This is a genomic window from Streptomyces sp. NBC_00513 (assembly GCF_041431415.1).
GTDB lineage: Bacteria > Actinomycetota > Actinomycetes > Streptomycetales > Streptomycetaceae > Streptomyces.
This window is the reverse complement of the sequence record NZ_CP107845.1, coordinates 827,415-843,353: the sequence shown is the minus strand read 5'-3', so window position 1 is coordinate 843,353 and position 15,939 is coordinate 827,415. Positions and strand designations below refer to the sequence as shown.

Here is a 15,939-nt window from a genome sequence, read left to right as displayed (position 1 = left end):
AACGCGTGAACGTTACAGGCCGCGAAAACGGCAATTCAGGCGTCGAGGCAACCTCGGAGATCGGATGCCGAGTTGTGATGCGTCCATGGCGAAACCGTGATTGCCGCAGGTCCCTCCGGGAGGGCCGCAGACGCCTGAGTGACCCCCCGAGGGGGAGCACTTCAGCGACCCGCTAGACGTCCTCGGGGTCCGGCAACGCCTGTTCGGACCAGAGAACCTTGCCCTCGGGCGTGTACCGGGCTCCCCAACGCCGGCTGATCTGGGCCACGAGGAAGAGTCCGCGGCCACCCTCGTCCGTGGTGGTGGCGTAGTGCAGACGGGGTGAACTGCTGCTGCCGTCGAAGACCTCGCAGGTCAGCATCCGGTCGAACAACAGACGGACGCGCACCGGCGCGGAGCCGTGGCGGATCGCGTTCGTGATGAGTTCACTCAGTACCAGCTCGGTGCCGAACGCGAGCTCGGACAGGCCCCATTCCTCCAGCTTCCGCATGGCGTGAGCCCTCATGACGCCCACCGAACTCGGTTCGAAGGGCACGTCCCACTCGGCGATCCGGTCCGTCGGCAGCGCCGACGTCCGCGCGACCAACAGCGCCACGTCGTCGCGGGAGCGCACGGGCAGCAGTTGCGCGAGAACGGCCCGGCAGGTGTCCTCGGGCTTGCGGTCCGCGTGGGCGAGCGCCGCCCGCAGCAGATCGAGACCCTCGTCGATGTCGCGGGCGCGGTCCTCGATCAGACCGTCGGTGTACAGCACCAGCTGGGAGCCCTCCGGCAGCTCCAACTCCGTCGACTCGAACGGGAAGCCGCCCAGGCCCAGGGGCGCGCCGGCGGGGAGCTCGGGGATCTCCACACTGCCGTCGGGCCGCACGATCGCCGGGGGCACGTGCCCGGCGCGTGCCACCGTGCAGCGCTGCGTCACCGCGTCGTAGACGGCGTAGAGGCAGGTCGCCCCGAGCAGGCCGCCGTCGGATCCGCCGTCCCCGCCCTGGTCGATGTACTGGACGAGGTCGTCGAGTCGGGTGAGGAGTTCGTCGGGGGGCAGGTCCAGCGAGGAGAAGTTGAGCACGGCCGTACGCAGTCGTCCCATGGCCGCCGCCGCGTGCAACCCGTGGCCGACGACGTCGCCGACGACGAGCGCGACCCTGCTGCCGGGCAGCGGGATCACGTCGAACCAGTCGCCACCCACCCCGGACTGGGCCGGCAGGTAGAAATGGGCCACCTCGACGCCGCTCTGCTCGGGCAGGTCGCGCGGCAGCAGACTGCGCTGGAGGGTCACGGCCAAGGCGTGCTCGCGGGTGTAGCGGCGGGCGTTGTCGATGGTGACACCGGCCCGGGCCACGAGTTCCTCGGCGAGGGACAGGTCCTCCTCGTCGAAGGGCTCGTCCTTCCGCGACCGCCAGAAGTTGACCAGGCCCAGCACCGCGCCCCGCGCCTTGAGGGGGGCTGTGATCAGGGAGTGCACGCCGTAGTCGAGGATGGCCTGCGCCCGCTCCGGGTCCTGCGCGTACCAGCCCGGCGCGTCGGCGAGATCGGGGATCAGTTCGGCCCGGCCGGTGGTGAGGCCGCGAGCCTGGGGGGTGGACGGTCGGAAGTCGATCAGCCTGCCGCGCGGGTAGAGCGGCACGTCGTCCGCGATGCCGCTGAAACCGGTGCGGAGCAGGTCGGGCGCCGTGCTGTTCGGCTCGTCCCCGTGCAGCACGGTTTCCGCCAGCTCGACGGTCGCGAAGTCCGCGAACCGCGGAACGGCCACGTCGGCCAGTTCCTGGGCCGTCCGCCCGACGTCGAGGGTGGTGCCGACGCCGACCCCGGCGTCGTACAGCAGCCTCAGCCGTCGCCGGGCCGCGTCGGCGCGGGTGCTGAGGACGCGCATCTCGGTGGAGTCCCGGATGGTGACCGCGGCCCCCTCGGGCCCGCCGCCGGGACGCGTCGGCCGTTGGTTGATCACCAGGAGTCGTTCCCCGGCCTCGTGCACCTCGTCGGTGGCGACCCGGCCGGACAGCAGCAGGTCGCACACGGTCCGGTCGAGTCCGGTGAGATTCCCGATGTACTGGCCCTCGGCGTCGGCCGGCAGTTTCAGCAGGCGTTTCGCCTCGTCGTTCGCGAGGAGCAACCGTCCGCCGCCGTCGGTGATGAGCACCCCCTCGCGGACCGAGTGGAGCACCGCGTCGTGGTGCTCGTACATGCGGGTCATTTCCTCGGGGCCGAGCCCGTGGGTCTGGCGGCGCAGTCGCCTGCTGATGAGCCACGCGCCCACGGTGGCGAGGGCGAGTCCGGCCGCGCTGGCCCCGAGGATGACGGGGAGCTGGCGGTCGACCACGCCGGAGACGTTCTTCACGGTGAGCCCGGCCGACACCAGTCCCGCGACCTTGCCGTCGCAGTAGACCGGCACGATGGCCTGGATCTCCTTGCCGAGCGGGCCCTGCACGCTCTCGGTGTGCACCTGGCCGGCGAGGGAGGGCTCGATGGTGCCCACGAACCGCTTGCCGATGCGGTCGGGCAGCGGATGGCTGTAGCGGATCCCCTCGGTGTCCATCACGACGATGAAGTCCACCCCGGCGTCCTTGCGCGTGGACTCGGCGAGCGGCTGGAGGGTCTTCGCGGGGTCGGGTGAACGCAGGGCCGCGCACATCCCGGTCGAATGGGCGACCGTCTGCGCGACCGAGACCGAACGGGTGCGGGCCTCCCGGTCGACGTCGTGGCGGGACTGGAGCACCAGTGCCAGGACCGCTCCGGCCGCGAGCAGCACCACGATCGCCACCTGAAGGACGAATACCTGTCGGGCGACGCTTCGCGGGCGATTCCGGCTCAGTGACCGCACCGACGTCCCCGGTACGGGTTGCAAGGATGGGTCACAGACTATTTGTAGCACCGCATGGCCGTCGGAGTCGTGATTCGCGCTCTTCTCTCGGCCGACGGGGCGGTTCGCGGGGCCGGGGCGGCGCCGGTCGAGCGGGGCGCGGGGCCCGTCCGGAAGGCGCCGGAGACGGTCGCCCGGCGCCCCGTCGGGCATCGCGTGACACCCCGTCGCGGCACGGGCGCATTGAGTGACCGCGGCCATCTCCCGCGGTCAGGCACCCGCGCCCGGGTCGATCGGTCGAACCGGACCTGCCGGGGGCCGACGGTGCCGCCCGCGCGGCCCGGCACCGGCTCCCGGTCCTCCAGTGTGCGATCGACCCGACCCCGTCAGACGCCGGAGGCGAGGGCGGCGAGCTCCCCGTCGAGTTTGTCGCCCTCCGCGCCGGCGCCCTTGTAGAGGACCTCGCCGTCCTCGTCGAGCAGCACATAGGTGTTGATGCCCTCGGCGTGGAAGCGGTCCCGCAGGGCGTGGCCGACGTCGGAGAGGTGCGGGAGCCGGCCCGCCCCGGCCGGGGCGGCGAAGCCCTGCAGGCCGTTGCCCGCCCCCGGTTCCGCGACGGCCACCACGTGTACGCGCCCGACGTAGCGGTCGGCCTTGGCCGCGGTCTCGAAGGCCTGGGCAGGGCACTCGGCGCACGCGGCCCCGTAGAACCAGAACAGCACGGGCTTGCCCGCGAGCGCCGCACCGTCGAACACCGCGCCGTCCAGGGTCTTGGCGGTGAAGCGCAGGTGGGAGGGGGCCGTCTGGCGGCCTGCGGCCGGCGCGCCGGCGGCACCTCGGGTGGCGGGGTCGGCCCCGTCGGACGAGCAGCCCGTCAGCGACAGGCCCAGGGCGAGGAGCAGGGCGGCGGCGACGACACGAGAACGCATGGCACTCTCCCGGGCGGGACCGGACCGTACGCCGACGGTCGCAGCGAAGGGGACCGGTCTGACGGCCGGTGCTCCCCGGACGCAAGGAATCTACGGTCAGTCAGATAATCGGATGGGAGGCGGCGCGGTGCGTGCCGCGGCTTCACCCCGACGGCCCATCCCGACCCGCCAAGTGACTCGTGCGTACTGCACATCCGATCGGTGACAGCGGCGACTGTCGGGGCCAACGCCCCGCGTGACACCTTCGTCCCTGTCACCGACCGAGGGAGCAGGAGTGAACAAGGGGTACGCCGCGTTCTGCGACGCCGACCGTTGGTTCTACGACGCCCCGTACCGACGGGCCGACGAGAACTACGGCCCGGCCCTCGCTCCCGTACCGACCGGGTGGCGTTCGCACCGCACCGGCGACTGGTACGCGCTGCGCCCCGTCGGCGTCGAACTCCCCGCCCAGGGCTGGAAGATCCACGTCTCCGCCTGTCTGGACAACGCCGAGTCGATCCTCGACCGCGTCCACGCCTACTGCGTGCCCCGGCGCATCGCCTTCAAGTTCGTGCCGAGCCGCCACCTGCTGCACATACGCAACGCCAAGTACGCCGACCGCGCGGCCGGCGGGAAGTTCATCACCGTCTACCCGGCCGACCAGGAACAGTGCCGGCGCATCGCCGAGGACCTCGACGCCCTGCTGACCGGCGAGCCCGGACCGTACATCCTGAGCGATCTGCGCTGGGGCGCCGGACCGGTCCACCTGCGCTACGGCAGCTTTACCCTGCGGCACTGCTACGACGCGCGGGGCGAACTCGTGCCGGCGATCGAGACCCCCGACGGCACCCTCGTCCCGGACCCCCGCGGGCCGGTGTTCCAACCGCCCGAGTGGGTCGACCTCCCGGCCTTCCTCAAGCCGCACCTCGACGCCCGCTCGGCCGTGACGCTCACCGACGTGCCCTACACGATCGAGCGCGCGCTCCACTTCTCCAACGGGGGCGGCGTCTACGCCGGCACGGACAGCCGCACCGGCGAACCGGTGGTGCTGAAGGAGGCCCGCCCCCACGCGGGACTTGCCGCCGACGGAGCCGACGCCGTGGCCCGGCTGCACCGCGAGCGGACCGCCCTGGAACGACTGGAGGGCCTGGACTGCGTCCCGTCCGTCCGTGGCACCTTCACCGTCGGCGACCACCACTTCCTCGTCCTGCAGTACCTGGAGGGCAAGCCGCTCAACACGTACTTCGCCCGCCGCCACCCCCTGATCGAGGCGGAACCCGACCCGGAGGAACTCGCCTCCTACACGCGGTGGGCGCTGACGATCCACCGGCGGGTGACGGAGGCCGTGGAGGCCGTGCACGCCCGCGGGGTCGTCTTCAACGACCTGCACCTGTTCAACATCATGGTGACGGAGGACGAGAACGGCGAACCCTCCGTGGCGCTCCTGGACTTCGAGGCCGCCGCCCACGTCGACGAAGGGCTGCGGCAGACCGTCGCCAACCCGGCGTTCGTCGCCCCCGCCGGACGACGCGGCTTCTCCGTCGACCGCTACGCCCTCGCCTGCCTCAGACTCGCCCTGTTCCTGCCACTGACCAGCCTGTTCGTACTGGACCGGGCGAAGGCCACACATCTGGCCGACATCGCCGCCGAACAGTTCCCCGTACCGAGGGCCTTCCTCGACGAGGCCGTGGAGGAGATCCTCTACGACCCGCCGCCCGGCGAGCCCGGCCATCGCCCGACCGTACCCACCGGCCCGTACCTGCCCGTCGAACCGGGGGACTGGCCCCGCGCCCGCGCCTCCATGACGGCCGCCCTGCGCGCCTCCGCCACCCTGGACCGCGACGACAGGCTCTTCCCCGGCGACATCGCCCAATTCGCCACGGCGGGCGGCGGAACCGGCTTCGGACACGGCGCCGCGGGCGTCCTCTACGCCCTCGCCGAGACCGGCGCCGAACCCTGGCCCGAGGCCGAGAAGTGGCTGCTCAAACGGACCGAGGAGCCGGCCTCCGGCACACCCCTCGGCTTCTACGACGGCCTCGCCGGCACCGCCTGGACCCTCGACCGGCTCGGGCACCGTGAACGCGCCCTCGCCCTCGCCGAGCAACTGCTGCGCCAACCGTGGCAGACCGTCGGCCCCGACCTGCACAGCGGCCTCGCCGGAGTCGGCCTCGCCCTGGACGCCCTGGGCACCACGACCGGGGAGAGCGCCCTGCACGACGCCGCCCTGCGCTGCGCCGAACTCGTCGCCCGCTCCGCCCCCGACCTCACCCGGGCGGGACTCCTGTACGGCAACGCCGGTCCCGCCCTGCTCTTCCTGCGCCTGTACGAACGCACCGGCGACGCGGAACTCCTGGCGCGAGCCGGACAAGCCCTGCACCGCGACCTCGACCACTGCGTGACCAGCGCGTTCGGCACCCTCCAGGTCAACGAGGGCTGGCGGACCATGCCCTATCTGGGCGAGGGCAGCGCCGGCATCGGCATGGTGCTCGACGACTGGCTGGAGCACGGCGCCGACCCGCGCTTCGAGGAGGCCCGGCGCGGCATCGTGGCGGCCGCCCAGGCCACCTTCTACGCCCAACCCGGACTGTTCCGCGGCGCGGCCGGCATGATCCTGCACCTCGCCCGGACCACGACCCCCGGACCCGGGACGCGGCCCGACGACATCGCGCGGCAGATCGACGCCCTCGCCCGGCACGCCGTCCCCTACCAAGGCCAACTGGCCTTCCCCGGCGAGCAGATGATGCGCCTGTCCATGGACCTGTCCACGGGCACGGCCGGCGCTCTCCTCGCCCTCGGCAGCGCCGCGCCCGGCGGGCGCGCGCACCTGCCGTTCCTCCCGCCGCTGCGCGACGCCGCAGCGGCCCCCAAGCCGGTCCCGCAAGGGGCCGTGACCCATCGGTACATCCCCGGAGAAGAAGAGGAACTGACATGACGCTTCTTGACCTGCAGTCGATGGAAACCCCCAAGGAAGAGATCACCGAGGCCGCGATGACGGGCGGCGGAAGCCGCGCGAGCCTGCTGCTCTGCGGAGACAGCAGCCTGAGCATCACGACCTGTAACTAACCAGGTCGTCAGGCCTGTACGGGGCCCGGACGGTTCGCCGTCCGGGCCCCGACCCACCTCTCAGGAGCCGCCGCGGATGACCCCGCACGACGACCCGCCGGAACCGGCCGTCCTCGCCCACGAACGCTCCCGGGGTACCGCGACCCCCACGGGCCCCGAGGCCCACCGCTCCGCCGATCGCGCACTCCGCGAAGCCGCCCGGCACAGCACCGGACGGGCCGGCGCCGTGCTCGGATGCGCGACCGCCGCCTCCGCCGCCGCCCTCGCCGAACCGGCGCTGCTCGGCCTCACCCTCGACCTCCTGCTCCGCCGCGATCCGGCCGCCCCGTACTGGACCCTGCTGTGCGCCGCCGTCATCGTGGCCGAGGTGTTCCTGGACGCCGCCACGACCCGGCTCACCGGCGCGGTGGACGCCCGCTCCACGGCCTGGCTGCGCCGGCTGGGACTCTCCCGACTGCTGCGCACCGCGCCGCACCACGCGGCCCGGCTCGCCCCCGGCGAGATCGCCGCGCGACTGACCGCCCACGCCACCGAGGCCGGAACCGTGCCGGCCACCCTCGCGACCGGGATCGCCGCGCTGCTGCCCCCGATCGGGGGACTCGTCGCACTGTTCGTCATCGATCCCTGGACCGCACTGGCCTTCGTCGCGGGACTGCCCCCGCTCGTCCTCCTGCTGAGGGCCTTCGCCCGCGACTCCTCCGCCATCGTCTCCCGCTACCAGCGGGCGCAACTCGCGACCGCGGGCCGACTCGTCGAGGCCCTGGCCGGGGCGCGCACCATCGCCGCCGCCGGCACCGCCGCCAGGGAACGCGCCAGGATCCTCGCCCGGCTGCCCGACCTCGACACCGAGGGTCGCCGGATGTGGCAGGTGTACGGCGCGACGATGGCCCGCACCACCGCCCTCATGCCGCTCCTGCTGTACGTCGTCCTCGGCGTGGGCGGCATCCGCCTGTCCTCCGGCGCGCTCGACGTCGGCGAACTCCTCGCCGCCGTGCGCTACGCCGGCCTCGCCGCCGGCATCGGCGCCGTCACCGGCAAACTCAGCGCCGCGGTACGGGGCCGGGCCGCCGCCCGCCGCACCGCCGAACTGTTCGACCTGCCCGCCCTGGAACACGGCGACCGGCGGCTGCCCGACGGCGGCCCCGGCACCCTGGAACTGCGCGGCGTACGCGTGACCCGCGACGGAACCGCGGTACTGCGCGACATCGACCTGCTCGTCCCCGGCGGGACCACGGCGGCCGTCGTGGGCGGCTCGGGCTCCGGCAAGACGCTGCTCGCCGCCGTCGCCGGACGACTCGCGGACCCCGACAGCGGGCAGGTGCTGCTGGACGGTGTCCCGTTGCGGGACCTGACCGCCGAAGCCCTGCGCCGCGACGTCGGCCACGCCTTCCACCGGCCCGCCCTGCTCGGCGACAGCGTGGGCGACGCCATCGCGTTCGGATCGGGCCCACCGCCGGACCCCGAAGCGGTGCGCGGGGCCGCCCGGGCGGCCGGTGCGGACCTGTTCGTACGCCGCCTGCCCCGGGGGTACGACACGCCGGTGGCCGACGCCCCCATGTCCGGCGGGGAAGCCCAACGCCTCGGCCTGGCAAGGGCGTTCTGCCGCGCCGGCCGACTGCTGATCCTCGACGACGCCACCTCCAGCCTCGACACGGTCACCGCCCGCGAGGTCGAGCGGGCCATCGCGGAACAGGTCCGGGCCGGCACCCGGATCGTCGTCGCGCACCGGATCTCCTCGGCCGCCCGGGCCGACCTCGTCGTGTGGCTGGAAGAGGGACGAGTTCGGGCCACCGGCACGCACGTCGAGTTGTGGCGCGATCCGTACTACCGGGCCGTGTTCGCCGCGGGGGCGCGACCGGAGCCCGCGCCCGCGCCCGGTCCGGAGCCCGCGCCCGCGCCCGGTCCGGAGCCCGCGCCGGCGCCCGGGCCCGATCCCGGGCCGGCCCGCACGGCCGACCCGATCGGCCCGAGCGGTCAGGGGGCGGCCCGGTGAACGAGCACGACACCTGGCGGCGCGTGAGCCCCGACGCGCGCCGGTTCCTGCGAGGGCGCAGCCCCGCCCTGGCACGACTCGGGGGCTGGTCGCTCCTGGAGTCCGCCCACACCTTCCTCACCGGCTACGGGGTGGCCCGCGCCCTCGACGACGGCTTCCTCGCCGGGCGCACCGCGGTCGGCCTGGGCTGGCTCGTGGTCGCCGGACTCGGCGCCCTGCTCGGCGCCCTCGCGCTGCGCGGGGTCTTCGCCGCCCTCGCCGACCTGGTGGAACCGCTGCGCGACGGCCTCGTGCGCAGGGCCGTGCGGCACGCCCTCGACCGGGCCGTCGCCGACCCGTCCCGCGCCGCGGACGCCGGCGCCGTCTCCCGGCTCACCCAGCAGACGGAGATGGCCCGGGACTCCTTCGCGGGCATCGTCCTCACCGCCCGTTCGTTCGTGTTCACGGCCGCGGGCGCGCTGGCCGGCATGGCGGCCCTCGCCCCCGTGCTGCTCCTCGTCGTACTGCCCCCGCTGCTCCTGGGCCTCGGTCTCTTCCTCGCCACGCTGCGCCCCATGGCCGGCGTGCAACGCGACTCCCTCGACACCGACGAGGCGCTGTCGCGCCGGGTGGGCGCGGTCGGTGAGGGACTGCGCGACATCGTGGCCTGCGGCGGGGGAGCGAGCGCGACCTCCGGGGTGGAGACCCTGATCGGGGCGCAGGAGCGGCTGACCCGCCGCCTCGCCCGGTGGGCGGCCGTGCGTACCGTCGCCCTCGGCGCGGCGGGCCGGCTGCCGGTGATCTCCCTGCTGGTGGCGACCCCGTGGCTGCTGGACCGGGGAGTCACCGCCGGGACCCTGGTGGGCGCGCTCACCTACCTCGTACAGGCGCTGCTGCCCGCCCTGCACTCCCTGATGACGGCCCTCGGATCCGCCGGCACCCGGCTGTTGGTGGTACTGGAGCGCTTCCACGAGCCCGAGCCCGCCCCGAACCCCTCGCATTCCCCGTCGCCCCCGGCGCGTCCGTCGCCCGTACCGTCGCCCGCGACGCCGCCCGTCCCGCCGTCCGCCGCGGAGCTGCGCGGCGTGACCTTCGCCTACGGCCCCCGGGCGGCCCCCGTGCTGGAGGACCTCGACCTGGTCGTCCGCCCGGGCGAGCACCTCGCCGTCGTCGGCCCGAGCGGCATCGGCAAGTCGACGCTCACCGCGCTGCTCGCCGGGCTGCTCAGCCCCGACCGGGGCACGGTCCTGGTCGCAGGGGCGGCCGCACGCGGAGAGCGGGACGCCTCGGAGCCGGATCCTCGACGCACCCTGCTGCCCCAGCAGGCCTACGTCTTCACCGGCACCGTCCGGGAGAACCTGACCCACCTGTGCCCCGGAGCGCATCCACCCGACGACGCCCGGGTGCGCGAGGCGGTCGTCGCCCTGGGCGTGGGCGCCCTCGTCGAGCGGCTCGGCGGCCTGGACGGGGCCGTCGTGCCGCAGCGACTGTCCCAGGGCGAGTGCCAGCAGCTCGCCCTGGCCGCGGCCCACCTCTCACCCGCTCCGCTGCTGCTGCTCGACGAGGCCACCTGTCACCTGGACCCGCACACCGAGGCGCGTGCCGAGCGGGCCCTCGCCGCCCGTCCGGGCACGCTGGTCGTGGTGGCCCACCGGATCTCGTCGGCGGCCCGGGCCGACCGGGTCCTCGTACTGGACGGGACCCGGGCGGTGTGCGGCACGCACGAGGAACTTCCCGGCCGATCGCCCTTGTACCGGGACCTGGTGGGGCTCTGGAACGCCGCGGGGGAGGACTGAGACGGGCCCCGCCTCCGGGCGGGGCGCTCTCGGCCCCGGCCTCGGCTCGCCGTCGGCCGCGGTCTCAGACCCAGCCTTCCCTGCGCGAAATGCGGATGGCGTCGATGCGATTGCGTGCGCCGGCCTTGCGCGTGGCGGCGGCCATGTAGTTGCGGACGGTGCCGCTGGCCAGGTGCAGGGCGCTGGCTATCTCGGCTATCGAATCGCCCTCCGCCGCACGGGCCAACACACTGAGTTCGCGCGGACTCAGCGGTACCGGGTCCGCCTCCATGCAGGCGGACGCGAGCGAGGCGTCGACGAAACGTTCACCGGCCGCGACCCGGCGCACGGCCCGTACCAGGCGGCCCGGCGAGCCGTCCTTGTCCACACACCCCAGCACCGGTGCCCGGAACGCCCTCCGCAGCGATCCGGGCGTACCCGCCGAGGCCAGAACCAGTATCGGCGAGGACGCGGGGGAGGAGGCGTGCCGATCCCTGCGGCCCGCCCCCGCCAGGAGCGGAGCGGCGCCCGGACAGTCGAGGTCGACGACCGTGACGTCGGGGCGTAAGGACTCCGTCTCGCGCACCGCGGTCCGCCAGCCCACGGCGGTGACTTCGAAGGGGCCCTCGGATCTCAGCAGTGCCGCGAGGGCGGAGCGGACGAGGCGAACGCTGTGCACGACCAGGACCTTCGTCATGGCGAAACTGCTCCTTCGGTAAGCGACAACGGCATGAAGCGGCTGCCCCCGCACCGGTCTGCTGGAACGTCACTGTGGGGGCGCTCTGGGGTGTTCGAGAACGTTGGCCGAGATCCCTCGGGGATTGCCTTCCGCCTTTGGCGGGGAACGTACTTGAGTGTGGCGCCGCACCACGTCCGCCCCCTTGCGTCCTCGTACACACGTCCGTCCGATTCGAACGGGTTCGATCGGGTCGGCGTGCCGCCGGCCAGGCACCGGCGCATGCTGGTGGAGGCGGTTGGCGGGGGCTGCGGACAGGACGTGTCGATGGGCGTGGACGAGGTGGCCACCGGATCGCGCGGGCGCCGGCTGTTCTCCGGCCGGGACCGCGCCGTCATCGCGGCGGCCTCGCTGTCGATGCTCCTGGTCCAGATGGACTGGTTCGCCCTCAACCTGATGCTGCCGGTGATCGCCCGGGACTTCTCCACCCCGACCACCGACCTCCAGTGGCTGGTCAGCGGCTACATGCTGACCCTGGGGGCCTTGATGATCACCGGGGGGCGAGCCGCCGACGTGCACGGCCGCCGGACCGTCATCGTCTGGGGGCTGACCGGCTTCGCCCTGGTGTCCGTGGTGTGCGCCGCCGCGCAGAACGAGCTCTGGCTGGTCATCGGGCGAGTGGTACAGGGGGCCACGGCGGCACTGATCTTCCCCGTCGCCGTCGCGGTCGTCACCGCCCACTTCCGCGACGACCGACAAGGCCGCGCCGTGGGCACCGTCCTGGCCTTCAGCGCGATCGGCACCGCGCTCGGACCGTTCGTGGGCGGAGCCTTCGCCGAGCACGTCAGCTGGCGGGCCGTGTTCCTGCTGAACGTGCCCTTCTGTGCCGTCGCGGCCTTCCTCATGCTGCGCTTCGTCACCGACACCCGCGACGAGGAGGCCGGACACGGACTGGACCTGCCCGGCGCGGTGACCGTGGCCGCCGGTCTCACCGCGATCATGATCGCCGTCGACCAGGGCGGTCGCTGGGGCTGGGCCTCGCCGGCCACCCTCGGCTGTCTGGTCGCGGGAGCCCTGCTGCTCGTCCTGTTCGTGGTGATCGAACGGCGGACCGCCGAGCCGCTGCTCGACCTGTCCCTGCTGCGGAACGCGCCGTTCGTCACCGTCACCCTGGCCGGCTCCGTGTCGAACATCGTGTACTGCCTGGTGGCGGTCCTGTCCGCGCTGTACCTCCAGCAGGCCCGCGGGCTCTCCCCGCTGGACGCCGGGCTGATCTTCCTCGCGCTGTCCGTCGGCGCGGGATCGGCCAGCTACTGGTCCGGGCACCTCGCCCACCGGTGGCGGCCCGAGACGCTGATGGCCGGCGGCCTGGTCCTGAGCGGACTCGGCCTCCTGCTGCTGACGTGGACGAACCCGCTCGCCCTCTACACCGCGGTCTTCGCTGTCGTGGGCGTCGGACTCGGGTTCGGCTGGGCCCTGACGAACGTGGCCACCCAGTCGTACGTCCCCGAGAACCGCCTGGCCGCCGCCTCCGGGCTGGTCCTCACCTCACTGGTCCTGCTCGGCGCCGTGGCGGTGGCCGTCGCGACGACCGTCCTGGAGGTCCTCAGCGGATCCGCGGAGCGGGCCGCCTCCGACGGACCGGCCATCGAGGAGGTGCTGCGGGTCGCGGCGCTCCTGTCGCTCGTGGGCGCCGCCGCGCTCCTCCCGCTGATCCGGGCGGGACGCCGGTCGCCCCCGAGGACGACCGGAACCCTTCCGACGCCGTGACCGTCACCCCGCCGCCCCGTCAGAGGCGGCAGGGCGGGAACACGGTGCCCGTCGAGCGGTCAGGCGTTGATGCAGGTGTTGCCGAACGCCGGGTTGAGCAGACCGATGACGCTGACGGAGTTGCCGCAGGCGTTGATCGGGATGTGGATGGGCACCTGGATGACGTTGCCGGACAGGACACCGGGAGAACCGATCGCCGCACCCTGCGCACCGGCGTCGGCGGAGGCCATGGAGGCTCCACCGATCACGACGGCTCCGGTGGCGAGGGCGAGAGCGGCGGTCTTCAGAACACGCGACATGGGTCTCCTTCAAAGGCGGTGACGGACCCGCCCCGTGAAGGGGCGTGCCCCGGGGCCCCGTCGGGACCCACGCAAGTGTTTCGTTCCGTACCGCCGGTCCGGCTTGGCCCTGCCCCGGTCATTCCCTCGCACGAGTGACTCCCTGGGCCAAGTGCGCGCCCCGCCTCGGGAATTCCCGGACGGTCGGGCCCGCTCAGCGCACCTGGACCCCGACGAGGCAGGTGTCGTCGTCCGTGTCGGACCGGCTGTGGGTCAGCAGACGGTCGAGCCGGCTCTCCAGCGACGGGGACTCCCGTTGCGCGAGACCGAGGAGCTGCGTCAGGGAATCCATCATGGAGGTGTCCCGGCGCTCCACGAGCCCGTCGGTGTACATCAGCACGGTGTCCTCCGGTTCGAGCTGCACCTCTTCCTCCTCGTACTCCGCGTTCGGCACCGCACCGAGCAGCAGGCCCTTGGTCAGCGGGAAGGCCGTGGCCCGCGCGCCCCGCACGAGGATGGGCGGCAGGTGTCCCGCGCGCGCCCAACGCAACACCCGCCGCTCCGGATCGAAGATCCCGCACACGGCGGTCGCGGTCAGGTCGCTGGTCAGGTGGTGGGCGACCGCGTTCAGCCAGGTGAGCAACTGCGCGGGTCCGGCCCCGGTCACCGCGAGGCCGCGCAGGGCGTTGCGCAGGACCACCATGCCGGTGGCCGCCTCGATGCCGTGACCGGCGACGTCCCCGACGCACAGGAGCACCTGCCCGTTCGGCAGGACCACCGAGTCGTACCAGTCCCCGCCGATCAGGGCCTGCGACTCGGCGGGCCGGTACCGCACCCCGATGCGGATCCCCGGCGCGTCGAGCGGCGCGGGCGCGGGCGGCATGATCGCGTGCTGCAACTGCAACGCGAGACGGCTGCGCTCCGCCGACTCCGCCTCGGTGTAGGCCAGTTGGTCCCGGGTGGCGGCCAGAGCCACCTCGGTCCAATGCTGCGCGGAGATGTCCTGGTAGGCGCCCCGCACGGCGAACAGCGACCCGTCCGCATCCTGGACGGGCTCCGCGACGATGCGGATGTGTCGGGTGACGCCGTCCGGACGCTGGAGGCGGAAGGCCACGGAGGCCTCGCGCCGGTAGTGCATCAGCGTGCGCAGGAACCGACTGATCGACGTGATGTCATCGGGGTGGGCATGGGCGGGGAGCGCCTCCAGCGGCACCGGCGAGGCCCCCGCCGGCAGCCCGTACAGGGAGAAGAGCTGCCCGTTCCAGGTGATCTCACCCGTGGTGAAGTTCTCCTCGAAGCCGCCGATCCGGCCGAGCCGCTGCGCGTGTTGCAACAGACTGGCCAGCCGCGCGGTCTCGTCCTCGATCCGCCAGATCAACAGGAGCGCCGTGCCGTGCCGCGTGATGCTGGCGTCGGCCACGGCGGTGAGCGGGACGTCGTCGATGAAGGCGGTCAGCGTCATCCGCCGGGTCTGGAAGGACTCCCCGGTGGCGTAGACGCGCTCCAGCTTCTCGAAGAGCCCGTTGTCCTCGGCCGCCAGGGGATAGGCCTCCAGGAACGTGGAGCCGCCCACGGCGCTGCGGGGTCGACCGGCGGGGTCGGTGAAATGGTCGTTGGCGTGGTGGACCCGGAAGTCCGTCAGGCCGCCGGCGGGGCCGAGGATCGGTGTGAGGACGAGCGCCGGATCGTGCAAGTGGTCCGCGAGAGACGTCAGTTCGGCCACGGCCGCGTGCGGGGTCCGGCCCGGCACCGAGGGCGTGCCCGCGCCCGTCGGGTCCTCCAGCGTGTGGGCGCACAGCTCCGCCAACGCCTCGATCTGGCGGATGATCCGCGGCGGCTGCGGGGCCAGCGGCTGCGGCCAGCACACCTCCAGCACGCCGTGAATGCGGCCGCCCGTCCCGGCGGGTACCGCTATGCGTCCCCCGTGCGGGTGCCGGCGACGCCCGATCGAGGGCATGCCGGAGTCGGAGAGCCGGGAGACGAAGGCGGGCCCCCGCTCGACGAGCGCGAGACGCGCGCAGGTGGCCACCTCGGGCGGGACGTACCGCCAGCGCAGCGCCTCGTCCTCGGTGAACCCGGCCTGGCCGGCGAGCGTCAGCGAGGAGTCGGCCCCCGCGAGCCAGATGACCACTCCGTGCGCCCCGAGCGGGGCCAACGCGTTCTCCAACAGCGCGGTCGCCACGGCCTGGGCGTCCGAGGCGGACAACAGACCGCTCTCGGCCGCCCGCAGCCGCACCGCGGCCGAGCCGTCCGTGTCGTCGCCGTCGGCCGCGGCGCGATCCAGGAACTCGGCCGCGAGCTCACTGACCCGGTCGCGGGACGCCTCGTTGATGATCTCCACCGAGAGTCCGAGCACGGTCGTGCCCGACTGCTCGGCCAGGATCGCCAACTGCCGCGCCGCCTCGGCGGGACCGCAGCCCAGTTTGCCGACGAGGACACCCTTGGCCATCTCGATCAGGGCCCGCCCGTCCGAGGCCGACTGTGCCTCGCGCACCTCCCGGCGCAGGCGTTCCACGGTGGCGGCCAGCGGGCCGACGTCGCCGCCGGCATCCGGCCGCTCGGCCGGACCGGGCCCACCCGGCCGGGGGCCGCGGGCGGCGGGAACGGTGACGTCGTCCGCCTCCGGGGCCGACAGCTCACCCCGCGGTCCGTTTTCGTGTCGAGGGCTGTTCACGGTGAGTCCGGGCTCCTGGGCGAGGGCGT

Annotated in this window: 10 protein-coding genes; 5 read left to right on the top strand and 5 right to left on the bottom strand. The window is 73.5% G+C overall.

The window, feature by feature from the left end:
- Window positions 1-172: 172 nt before the first annotated feature.
- Together OHA84_RS04220 and OHA84_RS04215 are read right to left on the bottom strand one after the other, a co-directional pair.
- The gene (locus OHA84_RS04220; RefSeq protein ID WP_371591317.1) at window positions 173-2,755 is read right to left on the bottom strand and encodes a SpoIIE family protein phosphatase; all 2,583 of its coding nucleotides are present in this window, start codon (window positions 2,753-2,755) and stop codon (window positions 173-175) included.
- 425 nt (window positions 2,756-3,180) lie between these two features.
- Window positions 3,181-3,723, bottom strand: coding sequence for a TlpA disulfide reductase family protein (locus OHA84_RS04215; RefSeq protein WP_053678100.1), 543 nt, complete (start codon window positions 3,721-3,723; stop codon window positions 3,181-3,183).
- Window positions 3,724-3,997: 274 nt separating this feature from the next.
- On the opposite strand from OHA84_RS04215, the gene lanKC reads away from it, so the two are divergent.
- From lanKC to OHA84_RS04195, 4 genes are all read left to right on the top strand, one after another.
- Window positions 3,998-6,634, top strand: coding sequence for a class III lanthionine synthetase LanKC (lanKC, locus tag OHA84_RS04210; protein ID WP_053678099.1), 2,637 nt, complete (start codon window positions 3,998-4,000; stop codon window positions 6,632-6,634).
- A complete protein-coding gene (locus OHA84_RS04205) occupies window positions 6,631-6,765 on the top strand; it encodes a SapB/AmfS family lanthipeptide (protein WP_053678097.1) in 135 nt (44 codons plus the stop codon). The genes lanKC and OHA84_RS04205 overlap by 4 nt, the downstream gene beginning before the upstream one ends.
- Window positions 6,766-6,841: 76 nt before the next feature.
- The gene (locus OHA84_RS04200) at window positions 6,842-8,758 is read left to right on the top strand and encodes an ABC transporter ATP-binding protein (protein ID WP_266973272.1); all 1,917 of its coding nucleotides are present in this window, start codon (window positions 6,842-6,844) and stop codon (window positions 8,756-8,758) included.
- Window positions 8,755-10,533, top strand: a complete 1,779-nt coding sequence (locus tag OHA84_RS04195) for an ABC transporter ATP-binding protein (protein ID WP_266973273.1) — start codon at window positions 8,755-8,757, stop codon at window positions 10,531-10,533. Before OHA84_RS04200 ends, OHA84_RS04195 begins: the two co-directional genes overlap by 4 nt.
- Window positions 10,534-10,597: 64 nt before the next feature.
- Here OHA84_RS04195 and OHA84_RS04190 read toward each other — a convergent pair whose 3' ends face one another.
- Window positions 10,598-11,209 carry a response regulator transcription factor gene (locus OHA84_RS04190; RefSeq protein WP_266973274.1) on the bottom strand — a complete coding sequence of 204 codons (612 nt, stop codon included), beginning with the start codon at window positions 11,207-11,209 and terminating at the stop codon, window positions 10,598-10,600.
- 261 nt (window positions 11,210-11,470) lie between these two features.
- On the opposite strand from OHA84_RS04190, the gene OHA84_RS04185 reads away from it, so the two are divergent.
- A complete protein-coding gene (locus OHA84_RS04185; protein ID WP_371591316.1) occupies window positions 11,471-12,958 on the top strand; it encodes an MFS transporter in 1,488 nt (495 codons plus the stop codon).
- A gap of 59 nt (window positions 12,959-13,017) precedes the next feature.
- Here the strand turns inward: OHA84_RS04185 and OHA84_RS04180 are convergent, their stop codons facing one another.
- Window positions 13,018-13,257 (bottom strand): chaplin, encoded by a 240-nt coding sequence (locus tag OHA84_RS04180; RefSeq protein ID WP_053678090.1) that lies wholly within the window; start codon window positions 13,255-13,257, stop codon window positions 13,018-13,020.
- A gap of 193 nt (window positions 13,258-13,450) precedes the next feature.
- Window positions 13,451-15,910 (bottom strand): SpoIIE family protein phosphatase, encoded by a 2,460-nt coding sequence (locus tag OHA84_RS04175; RefSeq protein ID WP_266973277.1) that lies wholly within the window; start codon window positions 15,908-15,910, stop codon window positions 13,451-13,453.
- Between the last annotated feature and the right edge of the window lie 29 nt (window positions 15,911-15,939).